At 67.3% G+C, this 16,832-nt stretch carries 17 protein-coding genes and 2 pseudogenes; 3 read left to right on the top strand and 16 right to left on the bottom strand.

What is annotated here, in order from left to right; translation table 11 throughout:
* Positions 1–199: 199 nt before the first annotated feature.
* From trmB to V9G04_14235, 13 genes and pseudogenes are all read right to left on the bottom strand, one after another.
* A complete protein-coding gene (trmB, locus tag V9G04_14295) occupies positions 200–931 on the bottom strand; it encodes a tRNA (guanosine(46)-N7)-methyltransferase TrmB (protein MEI2714423.1) in 732 nt (243 codons plus the stop codon).
* Positions 932–965: 34 nt separating this feature from the next.
* Positions 966–1,385: a DUF2177 family protein gene (locus V9G04_14290; GenBank protein ID MEI2714422.1), complete on the bottom strand. Its 420-nt coding sequence runs from the start codon at positions 1,383–1,385 to the stop codon at positions 966–968.
* A gap of 23 nt (positions 1,386–1,408) precedes the next feature.
* A complete protein-coding gene (locus V9G04_14285; protein ID MEI2714421.1) occupies positions 1,409–2,458 on the bottom strand; it encodes an alpha/beta hydrolase in 1,050 nt (349 codons plus the stop codon).
* Positions 2,459–2,467: 9 nt separating this feature from the next.
* On the bottom strand, positions 2,468–3,730 hold the full coding sequence (locus V9G04_14280) for a hypothetical protein (GenBank protein MEI2714420.1): 1,263 nt from the start codon (positions 3,728–3,730) through the stop codon (positions 2,468–2,470).
* Positions 3,731–3,734: 4 nt separating this feature from the next.
* Entirely contained in the window at positions 3,735–4,352 is a 618-nt protein-coding gene (locus V9G04_14275; protein ID MEI2714419.1) for a mismatch-specific DNA-glycosylase, read from the bottom strand.
* A gap of 216 nt (positions 4,353–4,568) precedes the next feature.
* A complete protein-coding gene (gene tuf, locus V9G04_14270) occupies positions 4,569–5,762 on the bottom strand; it encodes an elongation factor Tu (GenBank protein MEI2714418.1) in 1,194 nt (397 codons plus the stop codon).
* Between the two features lie 97 nt (positions 5,763–5,859).
* Positions 5,860–7,924 (bottom strand): annotated as a pseudogene (fusA, locus tag V9G04_14265) (elongation factor G).
* 132 nt (positions 7,925–8,056) lie between these two features.
* A pseudogene (gene rpsG / locus V9G04_14260) lies at positions 8,057–8,532 on the bottom strand (30S ribosomal protein S7).
* Positions 8,533–8,907: a 30S ribosomal protein S12 gene (gene rpsL / locus V9G04_14255; protein ID MEI2714417.1), complete on the bottom strand. Its 375-nt coding sequence runs from the start codon at positions 8,905–8,907 to the stop codon at positions 8,533–8,535.
* Between the two features lie 272 nt (positions 8,908–9,179).
* Entirely contained in the window at positions 9,180–9,416 is a 237-nt protein-coding gene (locus V9G04_14250) for a hypothetical protein (protein MEI2714416.1), read from the bottom strand.
* Positions 9,417–9,443: 27 nt separating this feature from the next.
* On the bottom strand, positions 9,444–10,013 hold the full coding sequence (locus V9G04_14245) for a hypothetical protein (protein ID MEI2714415.1): 570 nt from the start codon (positions 10,011–10,013) through the stop codon (positions 9,444–9,446).
* 38 nt (positions 10,014–10,051) lie between these two features.
* A complete protein-coding gene (locus V9G04_14240; GenBank protein ID MEI2714414.1) occupies positions 10,052–10,516 on the bottom strand; it encodes an MFS transporter in 465 nt (154 codons plus the stop codon).
* Entirely contained in the window at positions 10,461–10,922 is a 462-nt protein-coding gene (locus V9G04_14235) for a MarR family transcriptional regulator (GenBank protein MEI2714413.1), read from the bottom strand. The genes V9G04_14240 and V9G04_14235 overlap by 56 nt, the downstream gene beginning before the upstream one ends.
* Before the next feature lie 88 nt (positions 10,923–11,010).
* On the opposite strand from V9G04_14235, the gene V9G04_14230 reads away from it, so the two are divergent.
* Entirely contained in the window at positions 11,011–12,321 is a 1,311-nt protein-coding gene (locus tag V9G04_14230) for a glycoside hydrolase family 16 protein (protein ID MEI2714412.1), read from the top strand.
* Here V9G04_14230 and V9G04_14225 read toward each other — a convergent pair.
* Complete coding sequence (locus V9G04_14225) at positions 12,282–13,760, bottom strand: NCS2 family permease (GenBank protein MEI2714411.1); 1,479 nt, start codon at positions 13,758–13,760, stop codon at positions 12,282–12,284. The genes V9G04_14230 and V9G04_14225 overlap by 40 nt on opposite strands.
* 85 nt (positions 13,761–13,845) lie before the next feature.
* Here V9G04_14225 and V9G04_14220 point away from each other — a divergent pair, with 85 nt between their 5' ends.
* Complete coding sequence (locus V9G04_14220) at positions 13,846–14,124, top strand: DUF2530 domain-containing protein (GenBank protein MEI2714410.1); 279 nt, start codon at positions 13,846–13,848, stop codon at positions 14,122–14,124.
* A 3-nt stretch (positions 14,125–14,127) separates the two neighbouring features.
* Here V9G04_14220 and V9G04_14215 read toward each other — a convergent pair whose 3' ends face one another.
* Positions 14,128–14,904: a DUF3027 domain-containing protein gene (locus V9G04_14215; GenBank protein ID MEI2714409.1), complete on the bottom strand. Its 777-nt coding sequence runs from the start codon at positions 14,902–14,904 to the stop codon at positions 14,128–14,130.
* Positions 14,905–14,979: 75 nt separating this feature from the next.
* Here V9G04_14215 and V9G04_14210 point away from each other — a divergent pair, with 75 nt between their 5' ends.
* Positions 14,980–16,386 carry an MFS transporter gene (locus V9G04_14210; GenBank protein MEI2714408.1) on the top strand — a complete coding sequence of 469 codons (1,407 nt, stop codon included), beginning with the start codon at positions 14,980–14,982 and terminating at the stop codon, positions 16,384–16,386.
* Here the strand turns inward: V9G04_14210 and V9G04_14205 are convergent.
* Positions 16,371–16,766, bottom strand: coding sequence for a cold-shock protein (locus V9G04_14205; protein ID MEI2714407.1), 396 nt, complete (start codon positions 16,764–16,766; stop codon positions 16,371–16,373). The two genes, V9G04_14210 and V9G04_14205, sit on opposite strands and share 16 nt — an antisense overlap.
* Between the last annotated feature and the right edge of the window lie 66 nt (positions 16,767–16,832).

Raw genomic sequence — 16,832 nt, 5'->3', positions numbered from 1 at the left:
ACCGCGCCATAGAGCGCGGTGACGATCAGCCCCATGCACCCGACGGCGACCCCGTCACTGTTCTTGGTCGCCATCCGGTCGCGATAACTGGCCGCCTGGGAGGGCAACGGGAGTTCTGGACTCGGCATAGTCAACGAGCCGCGAGTGGGCTCGGCGTACCACTCCCGACGTTGGGCGGCGAGCCCGCCGAGGTCGGCGATCATTTCGCCCGTCGATAACACAAGTCGACGATCTCGCGATCGACCGCGATCCCCTTGCGCTCGAACTTCGTCACCGGGCGGTCAGCCCAGCGCGCAACCCGGCCGCCGTCCAACATCGGCTCGGCGTCGAGGACGGCCTGCATCTGCTCGGCGTAGTCAGCCCAGTCCGTGGCCAACCGCCACAGCCCTCCCGGCGCGAGCCGACCCGCCACGAGGCGCGCAAACTCCGCGTCCACGAGACGACGCTTGTGATGGCGGGTCTTCGGCCACGGGTCGGGGAAGAACGTCCAGAGCTCTGCGAGTCCCTCGCGGGCGATCAGGTGCTCCAAGAACCAGGCCGCGTCGACGGAGCAGAAGCGTACGTTCTCCGCACCCGCGTTGGCCGCCTCGGCAAGCCCGGCCGCCACACCGGGGCGCCACACCTCAAGCGCGAGCACATTGAGGTCCGGCCGCTGGGCGGCGAGCACGCCCGTCGCCTCACCTACCCCGGGGCCGATCTCGACGATCAACGGAGCGCTCCGCCCGAACCAGTGCGCCAGGTCGAAGTCTTGAGCATCCACCGCTTCGTCGGGGATGACCCAGCGCTCGGCGTACGCCTCCCAGGCCTGCTGCTGCTTGGGGGTGAACCGACTGCCGCGCCGCGAGTACGAGAGCACCTCGCGCATCCGACGCCCGTCGTCGGTGAGCTTGAGGTGGGGGCGGGCCGGAGTCACCGGGCGTTCGTCGGACACGGGAGGTGAGCCTAGGGGGTGCGCGACGACATCCTCATCTGGCCCAGTCGGGCAGCACCTGCACCACGGCGTACGTCACCGTGCTGACCGAGGCCGCCAGGAAGGCTCCCCAAGCCAGGTCGATCGGCACGATGGCGACCGGGAAGTCCTTGAGCACCGACAGGTTCGTGAGGTCCCAGGTCGCATACGTGACCAGGCCGAAGAAGGCGCCGACGAGCAACGCCCGCTGCCACGAGCCGGCGTCGACGGCCGGGTGGATCACGAAGTAGACCAACCCTGCCAAGAAGATCGCATAGAACACCACGGCAGCCGCGACGTTGGGACGCTCGGCCAGCAGATGCCCCAGGTGCTTGTCATAGAGCGGCTTGGCGAACGTGGTGAGCCACAAGAAGTCGATCACACAGAATGCGATCGCTGCGACGACATACTGCGTGGCCCAAGACGTGATCGACATGGACCGAGCCTGACACGCCCGCCCTAGCCGACACCCAATCCCGCACCGACGCCCACGCGCAGGGCACCGCATGCCTCCAACATCGCCTCGCGACCGGTGTAGCCCACCCCGGTGGCGTTCACGAAGGCGTGGATCAGGCCGTCATGGCGGCGCAAGGTGGTGTGCACTCCGGCAGCATCGAGACGCCGGGCGTACGCCTCCCCCTCGTCGCGCAGCGGATCGAATCCCGCCACGGCGACGTAGGCGGTCGGCAATCCGGACAGGTCGTCGGCGAGGAGGGGCGAGACGCGGGGGTCGCGGGGGTCGGCGCCGCCCAGGTAGTGCGCGGAATACCACTCCATCTGCTTGCGGGTGAGGAAGAAGCCCTCGGCGAACTCGTCGTACGAAGCGGACTGTCGCGACAGATCCGTGACGGGGAAGAACAACAACTGGAACGCCGGTCGTACGGCTGCCGTACGCAGGTCTTGGCACAACACGGCCGCCAGGTTGCCCCCGGCGCTGTCGCCACCGACGGCGATCCGGTCCGCGCGGTGCCCCCACTCCCCGGCCTTCGCGACGGCGTAGTCGAAGGCGGTCCGGGCGTCCTGCGTCGCGGCGGGAAACGGGTGCTCGGGCGCGAGTCGATAGTCGATCGACAGCACGCTGACCCCGGAGTGTTTGGCCAGGAAGCGACAGGCAGAATCCGCGCTGTCCAGACTGCCCAGGACCCAGCCGCCGCCGTGGAAGTAGACGAGCAGGCGGTCGGCGTCACGGTGCTCTGCACGATAGCGGCGAGCGGGGAGGGAGCCGTACGACGTGGGGATCTCGAGGTCGCGGACCTCCGCCAGCGGCAGCGGCGGTCCACCGAAGAGTGCGGCCTCGGCGTCGATGGTGCGGCGAGACTCGTCCACCGGCAGATCGGAGAAGTCGCTGTCAGGCATGGCGTTGAGCAGCCGTAACGCCGCTGCGACCTCGGGGTGCAGCGCCCTGCCCTGACGATCAGTGGGAGCACCGCCGATCAGGCGCTGCAGGCGTACGGGTGCCTTGCCGAGCGCGCTGACCACCAGCCTGCTCGCGGACTCTTCGAACGACATGGCGACAACCTACGGGGTGAGTCCGTCCCGCGGTGGCTCGTTGAGCAACCGCGACTCGGCCCGCTCTTGCCCGACCAGGGTCCAGGCCTGGCTGCACAAGCGGTAGAGCTCGCGCTCCATCGGCTCCCGCTCCACCTGTGACGCCGTCCCCTCGGTGAGTTCGAGCAGGATCGCGCGGACGCGTTGCTCGCCGCCGCGGATCGCCTCGACCGTGGTCACGGCTGCCGCACCCGAGTCGGCGTACGCCACCGAATCCAGATAGTCCGCCCAGGCCATCGCCGGACCGGGCGCCATCAGGACAGGCTGCAACTGGGGTCCGGCGTCGGGCAACAGCATCGTCGTGGCGATCGACACGAGCGCGGGAACGGCAGCCGCGAATGACCACACCGGCTCCTCCAGGACAAGCAGGGCGCAGGCCGCCGTGCCACTGACCAGGAAGGTGGCACAACCCATCTTGGTGTAGATCTCCGGTGGCCCCTGCCCAAGGTCGACCGCGAGTGCCTCCCTCGGGTCGGGCACCAGGGTGTCCGTTCCAGACTTGCGGGCATACATGGCGGCCCGCCTCCTGGCGTACGCCTCGAAGTCGAGGTCGTACTCGCCCATCCCCAACGCGCGGGTGGCCGCATCAGCAGCCGCATCGCTGGCATGGGAGGCATCCAGCGCCGACGGTCCGATCCTCGGTGGCAGTCGGTCGAGCGGGGAGACGGCACGCTGGTACGCAAGCGCTGCCTGCTCGCGGCGCCACACCTCGCTGATCGCCCACACGCGAGAGCCGATCTCCTGCACCTCGTCTCGCATGGAGTGCGGAAAGACCTTGCCCGTCCCACTGGCCAGGCGCATCAGCGTCTGCATCCGCGACGCCCGGGTGATCGCCTCCCCCCACGCCGGGTTGGCGGGCTCTACCGAACCCAGCCGCAGGCCCTCGCGCAGGTCCAGCCACGGCCGCGCCAGTGGTCCATCGAGATCCACGTGCCCGCTGCGCTTGCGCGCGTACCAGATCAGCAGAGGGACAGCCACGACGCAGCCGGCCATGGCGACGTAACAGATCTGCGCCAGCAGGTCGTGCCCCGTGCGCTCGGAGACGTCGATCATGTTGCCGAAGTAGACAAGTCCGAGAAAGCACACGAGCACGACCAGCACCGGCTTGCGGGTGTCCTTGGCCTCGACCGAGGTCAGAGAGCCCGCGGGATCAGGGACGGATACGTCGATGACCGGTTCGGCGTAATACTTCAGCCGCCTCTGCTGATGCTTGAGGATTTCGGTCTCGTCCACAGGCTTACTGTGCCACCGCGTCGGACGGCCCAATCATGCCTGCCACGCGTGCTGGCCCGGCGTACGCCGCCGCCAGCGAATCGATGGTCTCGTGGGCGTTGAGTCCGCTGGGATTAGGCACCACGAAGACCCGGCTGTTCCCCCACGACTCCGCCTGCTCGCCGACCTGCGCCTTGGGGTGGTCGAAGGCGCTGCGGTACGCGGTGATCCCCGCGATGGCGACCACTCGCGGTTGGCGCTGGAGGACCAGTTCGTGCAGCGCTCGACCCCCGGCACGCAGCTCGTCGCGGCTGAGCTCGTCGGCGCGCGCGGTGGCACGTCGTACGACATTGGTGATGCCGATTCCCCGAGCGAGCAACATCCGACGATCGTCCAGGGTCATCCCCACAGCCGGGTCGATCCCATGGTCGATGATGCCCGCGCGTAGCAGGGCCGGATAGAAGCGGTTGCCCGGATGGGCGAAGTGGGTCTGGGTCGCCGCAGTCCACAGGCCCGGGTTGATCCCGACAAAGAGCAACCTGGTGGCCGGTAGGACCCCGGCCTCGACCTCGGTTTGCTCGGGCAGCAGATCCGGCACCTCTGCGCCGCGGTACGACTCCAACTCAGCCCTGGTGAACCCCACGCCCCCATCCTCGCCGACCGGGCGCAAACGCACGCGTGAGGTGTGCCGACCGGGCGCAAACGCACGAGCGGGCCGATCGAGGACTCGTGCACATTCGCCCGGTCGGCGCGTCTGGCTCGTGCACATTCGCCCGGTCGGGAAATGGGGAACGGCCCCGTACTCCGGTAGGAGTACGGGGCCGTTCGTGAGATCAAGACCGGTCGAGGACCGGCTTGATCACTTCGTGATCTTGGTGACCCGGCCGGCGCCGACGGTGCGGCCACCCTCACGGATGGCGAACCGCAGGCCCTCGTCCATGGCGATCGGCTGGATGAGCTCGACCGACATCTCGGTGTTGTCACCCGGCATGACCATCTCGGTGCCCTCGGGGAGGGTCACCACGCCGGTCACGTCCGTGGTCCGGAAGTAGAACTGCGGACGGTAGTTGTTGAAGAACGGCGTGTGACGGCCACCCTCCTCCTTCGAGAGGATGTAGACGTTCGCCTCGAAGTTGGTGTGCGGGGTGGTGGTGCCCGGCTTGATCACGACCATGCCGCGCTCGACGTCCTCGCGCTTGGTGCCGCGAAGCAGCAGCCCGACGTTCTCGCCGGCCTGGCCCTCGTCGAGCAGCTTGCGGAACATCTCGACGCCGGTGACGGTCGACTTCTGCGACTTCTCGCGGATGCCGATGATCTCGACCTCCTCGTTGACCTTCACGATGCCACGCTCGATGCGGCCCGTGATGACGGTGCCACGACCGGTGATGGTGAAGACGTCCTCGACGGGCATGAGGAACGGCTTGTCCGTGTCACGCTCGGGGGTCGGGATGTAGTCGTCGACGGCCTGCATGAGCTCGGCAACCGACTCGCCCCACTTGGCGTCGCCGTTGAGGGCCGGGAAGGCCGCCACGCGCACGACGGGGATGTCGTCGCCCGGGAACTCGTACTCGGAGAGGAGCTCGCGCACCTCCATCTCGACGAGCTCGATGAGCTCCTCGTCGTCGACCATGTCGCACTTGTTGAGCGCCACGACCAGGGCGGGAACGCCGACCTGGCGGGCGAGCAGCACGTGCTCACGAGTCTGCGGCATCGGACCGTCGGTGGCGGCGACCACGAGAATCGCGCCGTCCATCTGGGCCGCGCCGGTGATCATGTTCTTGATGTAGTCGGCGTGACCGGGGCAGTCGACGTGCGCGTAGTGACGCGACTCGGTCTGGTACTCGACGTGGGCGATCGAGATGGTGATACCGCGCTGACGCTCTTCGGGCGCCTTGTCGATCATGTCGAACGCGGACGCCTCGTTGAGGTCGGGGTACTTGTCGTGCAGCACCTTGGTGATCGCTGCGGTCAACGTCGTCTTACCGTGGTCGATGTGACCGATGGTGCCGATGTTGATGTGCGGCTTGGTCCGCTCGAACTTCGCCTTAGCCACTGGGGCTCCTCCTGTTGTGTGTTTCTTGACTCGTGTAGGGACTGATTGTTGCGTGCCGAGGGTTCCGCGCCCTAATTCGCAGGGCGCGAGAAGCGACTTACTCGCCGCGAACCTTCTTGACGATCTCGTCGGCGATGTTCGTGGGAACCTCGGCGTACGAGTCGAACTCCATCGAGTACGACGCCTGACCCGAGGTCTTCGACCGCAGATCGCCAACGTACCCGAACATCTCGGACAGCGGCACCAGCGCACTGACGACCATGTCGCCGTGGCGCTCCTCCTGTGCCTGGATCTGACCGCGACGGCTGTTGATGTCACCGATGACGGTGCCCAGGAACGACTCGGGAGTCGTCACCTCGACCGCGAACATCGGCTCAAGCAGCACCGCCTTGGCCATCCGTGCGGCCTCCTTGAAGGCCTGGTTGCCGGCGATCTTGAACGCCAGCTCGGACGAGTCGACGTCGTGGTAGGCGCCGTCCTCGAGGCTGAACTTCACGTCCACCATCGGGTAGCCGGCGAGGACGCCGAACTCCATGGCGTCCTGGCCACCCTGGTCGACCGAAGGGATGTATTCCTTCGGCACGCGACCGCCGGTGACGTTGTTGGAGAACTCGTAGCCCGCGCCCAGCCCGGTCTCGGGGTCGATGTTGGGCTCGAGCGAGACCACGACCTTGGCGAACTGACCCGAGCCACCGGTCTGCTTCTTGTGCGTGTACGATGTGGTTCTCGACCTTCTTGCGGATGGTCTCGCGGTAGGCCACCTGCGGCTTGCCGACGGTCGCCTCGACGCGGAACTCGCGCTTCATCCGGTCGACGAGGATCTCCAGGTGGAGCTCGCCCATTCCGGCGATGATCGTCTGGCCGGTCTCTTCGTCGGTCTTGACCGTGAAGGTGGGGTCCTCGTCGGAAAGCCGCTGGATCGCGGTGCCGAGCTTCTCCTGGTCACCCTTGGTCTTCGGCTCGATGGCCACCTCGATCACCGGTGCCGGGAAGGTCATCGACTCCAGGACCACCGGGTTGGACGAGTCGGACAGGGTGTGACCGGTCTTGGTGTCCTTGAGGCCCATCACGGCCACGATCTGACCGGCGCCGACCGACGCGATCTCCTCACGCTTGTTGGCGTGCATCTGGTAGACCTTGCCGATCCGTTCCTTGCGCCCGTTGACGGAGTTCAGCACCGAGCTGCCCGCCTCGAGCTTGCCGGAGTAGACGCGGACGTAGATCAGCTTGCCCAGGTGCGGGTCGGACGCGATCTTGTACGCCAGGCCGGAGAACGGCTCGTCGTCCGACGGCTTGCGCAGGATCTCGACGTCCTCGTGGTCGGGCTTGTGGCCGACGATCGCGTCGATGTCCAGCGGCGCTGGGCAGGTAGCGCACCACGGCGTCGAGCAGCGGCTGCACACCCTTGTTCTTGAAGGCAGTGCCCAGCAGGACGGGGTTGAGCTTGTCGGCCAGGGTGGCGCGGCGGATGCCGTCGTGGATCTCCTCGACGGAAAGGTCCTCGCCCTCGAGGTACTTCTCCATGATGGCGTCGTCGGCCTCGGCGAGGGTCTCGAGGAGCTTCTCGCGGTACTCGTCGGCCTGGTCCTGGCAGCTCGGCCGGGATCGCCTCGACCTCGTAGTCCTCACCGATCTTGGTCTCGCCGCGCCAGGTAAGCGCGCGCATGCTCGATCAGGTCCACGACGCCCAGGAAGTCCTGCTCGGCGCCGATCGGCAGCTGCAGGATCAGGGGGGTGGAGTTGAGACGCTCGACCATCATGTCGACGCAACGGAAGAAGTCGGCACCCGTACGGTCCATCTTGTTCACGAAGCACATGCGAGGAACGGAGTACTTGTTGGCCTGGCGCCACACCGTCATGGTCTGCGGCTCAACGCCGGCGACACCGTCGTACACCGCCACTGCACCGTCGAGGACGCGCAGCGAGCGCTCGACCTCGGCGGTGAAGTCGACGTGACCGGGGGTGTCGATGATGTTGATCTGGTGGTTCTTCCACCAGCAGGTCGTTGCGGCCGACGTGATCGTGATGCCGCGCTCCTGCTCCTGCTCCATCCAGTCCATCGTCGCCGAACCCTCGTGGGTGTCGCCGATCTTGTAGTTGATGCCCGTGTAGAACAGGATGCGCTCGGTCGTCGTGGTCTTGCCGGCGTCGATGTGCGCCATGATGCCGATGTTGCGGACCTTGTTGAGGTCCGTGGTGATGTCGACTGCCACTGAAGAGTTCAGCGTTCCTTAGGTAGATAGTCGGGGGCGGTGGAGCGGGGGCGCGTACGAGACGTACGCACCCCCGGCTCATCACCAGCGGTAGTGAGCGAAGGCGCTGGTTGGACTCGGCCATCTTGTGGGTGTCCTCGCGCTTCTTCACCGCGGCACCAAGGCCGTTGGAGGCGTCGAGGATCTCGTTCATCAGGCGCTCGGCCATGGTCTTCTCGCGGCGACCCTGCGAGTACCCCACGAGCCAGCGCAGCGCCAGCGTGGTCTGCCGGTTGGGCTTGACCTCGACGGGCACCTGGTAGGTGGCACCGCCGACGCGGCGGGACTTGACCTCGACCGCGGGACTGGACGTTGTCGAGCGCACGCTTGAGCGTGACGTACGGGGTCGGTGCCGGTCTTCTCGCGGCAGCCCTCAAGCGCCGTGTAGACGATCCGCTGGGCGACCTGCTTCTTGCCGTCCATGCAGGATCTTGTTGACCAACTGGGTGACAACCTGGGACCCGTATACGGGGTCGATGTCGATGGGGCGCTTCGGCGCCGGGACCCTTGCGAGGCATTCAGCTCTTCTCCTTCTTCGCGCCGTAGCGGCTGCGGGCCTGCTTGCGGTTCTTGACGCCCTGGGTATCGAGCGCGCCGCGGATGATCTTGTAACGCACACCGGGAAGGTCCTTCACACGACCGCCACGCACGAGCACGATCGAGTGCTCCTGGAGGTTGTGACCGACGCCCGGGATGTAGGCCGTGACCTCGACGCCGCTGGACAGGCGCACACGGGCGACCTTGCGAAGGGCGGAGTTCGGCTTCTTGGGAGTGGTGGTGTAGACGCGGGTGCAGACGCCACGGCGCTGCGGGGATCCCTTCAGGGCAGGCGTCTTGTTCTTCGACACCTTGTCCTGGCGGCCCTTGCGGACCAACTGCTGAATAGTGGGCACCGGGTGGTTCCCCTTCTTCCTGCTCTCTGTACGCGCGCTCTGCCCGCACGGTGTCTGCTGCGTGCTCGGGTGGTGCTCTGCAGCTCGCGCTTGCTGCCCCCGAGGTCGGGCGTGTCGCCCTCCCTCCGACGTCAGCGGGACCCGATGCGGCTCCGTCAGACGCCGGATCTGCGCGCCGGAGTCGAGGGCCTGACTCCCCGACTGCGTGCCGGTGCACGCGCAACGGCCTGGTTGTCCCAGACACGAGCGAAGCGGGCTACCAGCGAGGCCTGCTACTCGCATGCAGAACGGCTGCCAGGCGCCACCGCGGAGCCGTGCGTAACGGAGTAGCGCCGACCCACGCCAGCGATCGTCAGCACGCCGCCGATCACCAGGCTCCACCGTGCGCCGAACGCGCTGCTCCGACCCAGCCCACGATCGGGCGCACCGAGCGGGGTGCCACCGAGGAAGATCATCAGATAGAGCGCCATCACCCGCCCCCGCATCCCGGCGTCGGAATGCAACTGCATGAAGGCGTTGGCCGACGTTGATCATCGTCAGGGCGGAGAGTCCGAGCAGCGGGCACGATCAGCGCGTACGTCAGGTACGACGGCATCAGCCCGGCGGCGATCTCCACGACGGCGAAGACCAGCGCGGCCCCGACCACCAACCGCAGGCGTACGGTCTCGCGGCGCGCAGCCACCAAGGCACCGGCGAGGGAACCGAACGCCATCGAACGTGCCCAGCAGTCCGTACGCCGTGGGACCGACCTTGCCGAACACCTCGGTCGCCATCAGCGCCGAGGTCATCTGGAAGTTCAGCCCGAAAGTGCCCACGACGAAGACGATGAGCAGCACCAGCACCAGGTCGGGGCGCGAGGCGATGTAGGCGAACCCCTCGCGGATCAGCCCCTTGCCCCGCGGTGGGGGCTCCGGGCGTGTCGCAGCAGTCGCGTGTCGAGAGTGCCGCAGTGCCCAGATCGGCGCGGCGTACGTCGCCGCGTTGAGCAGGATCACCCAGCCGGTGGCTGCGGCCCCGCCACCGAACGCGGCGATCAGCAGACCCGCAAGCGGCCGGACCCACGATGCGAGCGGCGTTGAAACTCGCGGAGTTGAGCCCGACCGCATTGGTGAGGTCGCCCGGATCGACCAACTCTGAGACGAAGCTACTGACGGGCCGGGGCATCGAACGCCGAGGCCGTGCCGAGCGCGAAGGCCAACACGTACACGTGCCAACTCTCGGCGGTCCCGGTCACCGCCAGGGCGCCGAGGATCGCGGCCGGGATGGCCATGCCCAGGTTGGTCAGCTGCAGCAGCGTGCGTTTGGGCATCCGGTCGGCGACGAGTCCGGCGAGCGGGCCGAAGAGCAGGAAGGGGAGGAATTGCAGCCCGGTGGTGATGCCGATCGCGGTGCCGGAGTTGGCGGAGAGTTGCAAGACCAGCCAGTCCTGCGCGACCCGCTGCATCCAGGTGCCGACGTTGGAGACGACACCGCCGGCGGCGTAGCGGCGGTAGTTGGCGTTGGCCAGAGATCTGAACGTGGGGCTCGTGGTGACTCCTTGAAGCAGTAAGTGATCAGTCGCTGATCGAGAGTTGGTGAAGCAGGGGTACGACCTGGCGCACCAGATCACGCTGGTCGGGTGGCAACTCGGCCAGGCGCCGGGCCAGCCAGGCGTCGCGGCGGTCCCGGTCGGCGAGCACGACCCCGCGGCCGTGCTCGGAGAGGCTGACCACGACGCAGCGGCCGTCGCGGGGATCGGCTCGACGTTCGACCAGGCCGAGATCCTCCAGGCAGTTCACCGTGCGGGTCATCGAGGGTGGCTGCACGCGCTCGCTGCGCGCGAGTTCACCGATGGTCTGCTGGTCCTCGCGCGCGAGGAGCCCCAGCACGGCCATGGCCGGCAGGCTCAGGTCGTTGGCGGGATGCCGCTCGACGGCCAGTCGCCGACGCAGTCGCATCACGCCGACGCGCAACTCCGCGGCGAGAGCCGCGTCACTCGCGGGCGACGGGGAGGTGACGGTCTCAGGCGTGGACATGACAGTTAGCCTAAGTCATTACTTAGGCTAACTATTCCCGGGTCCGTACTGTGAGGCTGACCCACGCCACACCTTCGAAGGGAACTGAGTGAAGTCGACACCGCCCGCCGGGATCGCCATCGCCTCGAAATTGCGCTCGAACCTGGGTTTGAGCCTGGGCTTGAGCCTGCTCCTGCTGACACTGGCCGGTTGCGGCTCGGGGTCGGACAATCCCGAGGCCACCAGCACGCCCACGACGAGCACGTCGCAGGCCTCCACTCCCCCCAAGAAGAGCCCGCCTCAACAGGTCACCGCCACGCTCGGGCTGCCCCTGGCCCAGGAGGGCCCCGACCCTGCGCCGGCCAGCGAGGCGACCGCTCCCCTGATCGTGAACGTCACTCCCGCCAAGGCCGGTTTCAAGGGACGCCCGGTGGAGTTGCAGAGCCGCCACGGTGACGGCGACTGGGAGACGACCGACTCGGGCGCGCTGGACGCCAAGGGTTCGGCGACCCTCGCCGCGCCTGCCGACGCCGGAGCTGAGATGCGAGTGATCGCGGCGGCCGACGGCGACTATGCGCAGGGAGAGTCCCAGACCTTCAAGAGCAATCCGGCCGCGTGGGCCGACGAGTTCGACGACGGCGACATGGAGGCGAACTGGGCGCACCGCGGCCAGGAGTACAACCCGAGCGGAATGCGGCTGTGCTCCAAGGGCGACGACAGCACCGTCGAGGGCGGCGACGGCACCCTCGAACTCTCCGTACTCGACGACCCGGCGCGCGATGACCTGTGCACCGCCAAGGCCGGCAACGGCAAATCGATCGGGCAGTACGACTACCGACTCAACGCCAACATCAACTCCAAGGCCCTCTTCCGCTACGGCACCTTCGCGGCACGGATCAAGTTCCAGCGCGGCGCCGGGCAGCACGGTGCGTTCTGGTTGCAGTCGAGCCAGGCGCCGGGCTCGGGCTCACCGGCCGAGGCAGGCGCCGAGGTCGACATCGTGGAGTTCTTCGGCGAGCACCCGAAGAAGAAGCTCGCCAGCTTCATCCACTACTACCCCGCAGCGGGCGCCAAGCCGGTCAAGGTGGGCGACTGGATGCCGAACCCGACCAGCCTGCTGGCCGACGCCGACGACGACTGGTGGAAGAACTACCACGTCTTCTCGCTGCAGTGGACGCCTGAGGAGTACGTCATCCTGGTCGACGGCAAGGTGGCCTGGCGTACGGACCAGGGTGTCTCGCAAGCCGACCAGATGATGGTGCTGAGCCTGCTGAGCTTCCGACTACGAGCTCAAGAACCTCGACGCCGAACTGCCTCAGACCATGTCAGTGGACTGGGTCAAGTACTGGCCCTACTCCGGCTGATTCACTCCCGCGCGGATCAGGTGAGCAAGCGGGTCAACGGGTTGATCGCGAAGTAGATCAGGAAGCCCACGGCCACGGCGTACATCAGCGGGTGCACCAAGCCGGCCTTGCCGCGGACCAACTTCAAGAACACGAAGGCCAAGATGCCTGCGCCGATACCGACAGAGATGGAGTAGGTATAGGGCATCAACACGATGGTGAGGAACGCGGGAATCGCGATCTCCAAGTCGTCCCAGTCGATCTCCTTGACCTGCTGCATCATCAAGAAACCGACCAGCACCAACGCGGGGACCGCGGCTTCGCTCGGGATGATGTTGACCAGCGGCGCCAAGAAGATCGACAGCAGGAAACAGATGCCGGTGAATATCGAGGCCAGCCCGGTGCGCGCGCCCTCGCCCACACCTGAAGCCGACTCGATGTAAGACGTGTTGGACGAGACTCCCGCAAGGCCACCCGCCGCAGCAGCGACCGAGTCAACGATCAGGATCTGCTGAGTATTGGGCGGCACGCCCTCCTCGTCGTTGAGTCCCGCCTCGGCACCGATGGCGGTCATGGTGCCCATCGTGTCGAAGAAGTCGGCCAGCATCAGCGTGAAGATCAGCAACACGGCCGCGACAACGCCGACCCGATCGAACGAGCCGAGCAGGTTGAACTCACCCAAGGTGCCGAAGTCGGGAAGGTCCACGATCTTGTCGGGCATCGTCGGCACGTTGAGGTTCCAGCCGTGAGGGTTGACCTTGCCGTCTGCACCGACCATCGGGCCGATCTTGCCGATCGCCTCCACGATGATCGCCAGCAGCGTCGTCACCACGATCGTGATGAAGATGGCCCCGCGCAACTCCAGCGCCCACAACGCGATCACCAGGCAGACACCGACCGCGAAGACCAGCACCGGCCAGCCTTCGAGTTCACCGCCAGGCCCCAGGGTTACCGGCACCGGACCGGTCTGCGTACGGCGTACGAAACCCGCGTCCACAAAACCGATCAGGGCGATGAACAGACCGATACCGACCGAGATCGCGATCTTCAACTGACTCGGCACCGCGTGGAAGACAGCTTCACGGAATCCGGTGAGCACCAGCAGCAGGATCACTGCGCCCTCGAGGACGACCAGGCCCATCGCGTCTGCCCAAGTCATCTGTGAGGCGATCGCGATGGCGACGAAGGCGTTCAGGCCCAGGCCGGTCGCCAAGGCGAGGGGGAAATTGGCCACCAGCCCCATCAGGATCGTCATCACTCCGGCCACCAGAGCAGTGCCTGCTGCGATCGCGGCCAGGTTCGGGGCGTCACCACCTCCGAGGAACTTTCCGTCGGCGTCGGTGGCGTACCCGAGGATCAGCGGGTTGAGCACGATGATGTAGGCCATCGTGAAGAACGTGACGACGCCGCCGCGGAACTCGCGCTCCACCGTGGATCCCCGCTCGGAGATCTTGAAGAATCCGTCGAGCCCACCGCGAGACGGGGGCGTGGCAGTCTCAGGCGCATCAGTGGTCATAGCGGCGGATCTTGTCAGGAAAACCACACATTGCGCGTCAGAACCGCCAAGATCGGGTCGCCGAGGTTTGGCGTACGCTCGTCGGGTGACCGACCGACTACCCGATTCGACCGCACACGAGATCGGCAAGCGCACCTACCTGGTGGCGAACGTGGCGCCCTTGGACGTCGACGGCATCCGTACGGTCACCGTCGGCTCAGCGCTGTGGCTGATCGGCTTCATCGCCCTGCTGCCCTTCTATGGGCAGTTGCAGGAGAACGGACGAGGCTGGTGGCCCTGGGCGTGCCTGGCCGGATTCGGGTTCGGCATGTTGGGCCTGGCGTACTGCCGGGCTCGCAAGAACCGGCTGGCCGCGGAGGAGTAGTCCTCAGAGACTTTCGAGTGCGTCGTCGAGGGTGTCGTGGACGTGATCGGGAAGCGCCTGCGGCAGGTGTCGCTTCTTCAACGCCACCTCTGAGTGCGCACCGCAGCCGTGGTCGAAACTGACCACGCGACCGTCATCGTTGGCGTTGCCGTTCGCGCACACGCCGAAGAGGTCGGAGAGGCCACCGTTGATCCGCAGCAAGAATCCGCAGCTGCGACACGTCGCGGGCGCCGACTGTGCCAACGGACTGCTCGGCCCGCCGTCGCCGTCGTACCATCGCTGCGCGGCCTGGTCGCGGCCCTGCGGTGAGAGCGTGCGTACGCGTCCCAACCCCAACTCCCCGGCCACCCGGCGCACCTGCGCCTTCTCGTCGCCTTCGAGGACGTCGTCGCCGAACGAATAGGTCGGCACCAGCCGCTCGTCGTCCTCCTCGACAGGCAGCAAGTCGCCGGGGCTGAGGTCGCCCGGCTGGATGCGTTCCTTGTAGGGCACCCAGTCGGGGGCGACGATCGCGTCGGGACCCGGCAGCAGCACGACCTCGTCGATCGTCACATGCCGTTGGCGTGGCGCGCGCGCCACCGTGACCGCCCACTGCCAGCCGACATAGCCGGGCTTGTGACAGGCGAACAGATGGGTCGTGACGCGCTCGTCCTCGCTGATCACACCGAGGTGGTCGCCGATCTCGTCGGTCTTCGCCTCGCCGGCCAGCGCCTCGCGAGCAGCGTCGACGGCGGCGACGGTCACCGAGTCGGTCTTGACGCGCGAGGTGGAAGGCAGCACCCCCGAATCATGACTCATGACTGGTCGCCGTGTCAGGTTGGCCCGAAGTCACCGACGTCAGGGAGGATTGCGCCCATGCCCTCCGACGACACCGACGAACGGACCGCCGATGTCCGTCGTGGCGGCGTCTTCGCGGGCGTACGCGCCGTCGGTCGCGGAGTCGGATCGGCCGGCCGGGGCGTCGGGCGACTCGGCTCCTTCACGTTGCGTCAGGCCCGCCGCGCCTCCACCGCCGAAGGCGCCGGTCAGTCGGGCTTGTCTCGCCTGATCGAACTGCACGCCTTCAACGCCGCCGGCGACGCGGCCGTCGCGATCTCCCTGGCCGGCACGCTGTTCTTCCAGGTCCCGACCGGTGAGGCGCGCGGACAGGTCGCGCTCTTCCTCGGCTTGACGATGCTGCCGTTCGCGATCGTGGCGCCACTGATCGGACCGTTCCTCGACCGCTACGCGCATGGTCGGCGCTGGGCCATCGGTGCGACCATGGCGATCCGGGGCATCCTCGCGCTGATGCTGGCCGGTGCGGTCGCGACGAACTCCCCCTGGCTCTTCCCGGCGGCGCTGGGATGCCTGGTGGCTTCCAAGGCGTACGGCGTCACCCGCGCAGCGACCGTCCCGCGGTTGCGTCCACCCAATCTCACGCTGGTCAAGGCCAACGCACGGACGTCACTGGCGGGAGTGGTCGGCGCCGCAGTGTCGGCGCCGCTGGCCGCGTTGGCGTCCCTCGCCGGTCCGGAGTGGTCACTGCGCTATGCGTTCGTGATCTTCACCCTCGCCACCATCTGGGCGATCCTGCTGCCCGCCAAGGTGGACTCCGCCGCCGGCGAAGGCACCATGACCATGCTGCCCTCCCAGCATCCCGAGCGTCCGCGTGGTCGAGGGCGCCCGCGGATGGCGATCCCGTCATCGGTCGCCTTCGCGCTGCGCGCCAACTGTGGACCGCGCTGGCTCTCGGGCTTCTTGACGATGTTCATGGCGTTCTTGTTGCGGGAGAACCCGATCGAGGGTTGGAAGCCGGAGATGCTGCTCGCTCTCGTCATCGGCGCAGCGGGCCTCGGCAACACGCTCGGCGTCGGCCTCGCGTCGTGGCTACGCAACGTCAACCCCTCGATCACCGTGGTGGTCACGCTGATCGCTGACGCCGCACTCGCGCTGGTCGCCGCACTCTTCTACGGCCTCGTGCCCCTGGTGCTGCTCGGCCTGACGGCGGGATTGTCACAATCGCTGGCAAAACTCTCGCTCGATTCGACGATTCAGCGCGACGTGCCAGAGCGCGTGCAGACCAGCGCGTTCGCGCGCTCCGACACCACGCTGCAGCTGGCGTGGGTCATCGGGGGCTTCATCGGCATCGCGCTGCCGCTGATGCCCCGGCTCGGGCTCGGCGTCGCCGCCGGAGCCCTGTGCGCATGGTTGCTGTTCGTGCTCGCGTCGCGCGCCTCAGGGCGTACGCCCTCCCGTGCCCGGGAGCCTCAGAGTTCGAGCTGATCGGCCAGGGCTCGCAGCACCTTGGCGACCGGTTTGGTGAGTTTGGCGTCGGGGTGGCGCCCGTGGCGGTAGGCCTCACCGAGGTTGTCGAGCGCGCGGATCGCGTCCTCGACGATGGTGGCCATCTCGTCGGGCTTCTTGCGCTGCGAGTTGCGCTGGTTGCGTACGACAGAGGCAGGTGCGTCGAGGACGCGCACCTGGAGGGCCTGCTCACCGCGGCGGCCCTGCGCGATGCCGAACTCGACCCGCGTGCCGTTGCGCAGCGTGGTCACCCCTTCGGGCAGCGCGTCGGCGTGCACGTAGACGTCCGGACCGCTCTCTTGCGAGAGGAAGCCGAAGCCCTTCTCGGCGTCGAACCACTTGACCTTGCCAGTGGGCACGGCTTCTCCTTGGGGTGTTGCTGCGATGGCGCTGCTGATCGGTGCGCGCCGACATGCTACGTGGCT

Source organism: Nocardioides sp. (assembly GCA_037045645.1).
Taxonomy (GTDB): Bacteria; Actinomycetota; Actinomycetes; order Propionibacteriales; family Nocardioidaceae; genus Nocardioides.
Note: the sequence above shows the minus strand (reverse complement) of the source record. Positions and strands in the feature narration are given on the sequence as shown.

Excerpts from the sequence above, each read along its gene's own strand:
- V9G04_14290 (MEI2714422.1), bottom strand. The coding sequence starts at position 1,385 with ATGTCGATCACGTCTTGGGCCACGCAGTATGTCGTCGCAGCGATCGCA.
- V9G04_14285 (MEI2714421.1), bottom strand. The coding sequence starts at position 2,458 with ATGTCGTTCGAAGAGTCCGCGAGCAGGCTGGTGGTCAGCGCGCTCGGC.
- V9G04_14250 (MEI2714416.1), bottom strand. The coding sequence starts at position 9,416 with ATGCAGTTGCATTCCGACGCCGGGATGCGGGGGCGGGTGATGGCGCTC.
- V9G04_14245 (MEI2714415.1), bottom strand. The coding sequence starts at position 10,013 with ATGCGGTCGGGCTCAACTCCGCGAGTTTCAACGCCGCTCGCATCGTGG.
- V9G04_14235 (MEI2714413.1), bottom strand. The coding sequence starts at position 10,922 with ATGTCCACGCCTGAGACCGTCACCTCCCCGTCGCCCGCGAGTGACGCG.
- V9G04_14225 (MEI2714411.1), bottom strand. The coding sequence starts at position 13,760 with ATGACCACTGATGCGCCTGAGACTGCCACGCCCCCGTCTCGCGGTGGG.
- V9G04_14210 (MEI2714408.1), top strand. The coding sequence starts at position 14,980 with ATGCCCTCCGACGACACCGACGAACGGACCGCCGATGTCCGTCGTGGC.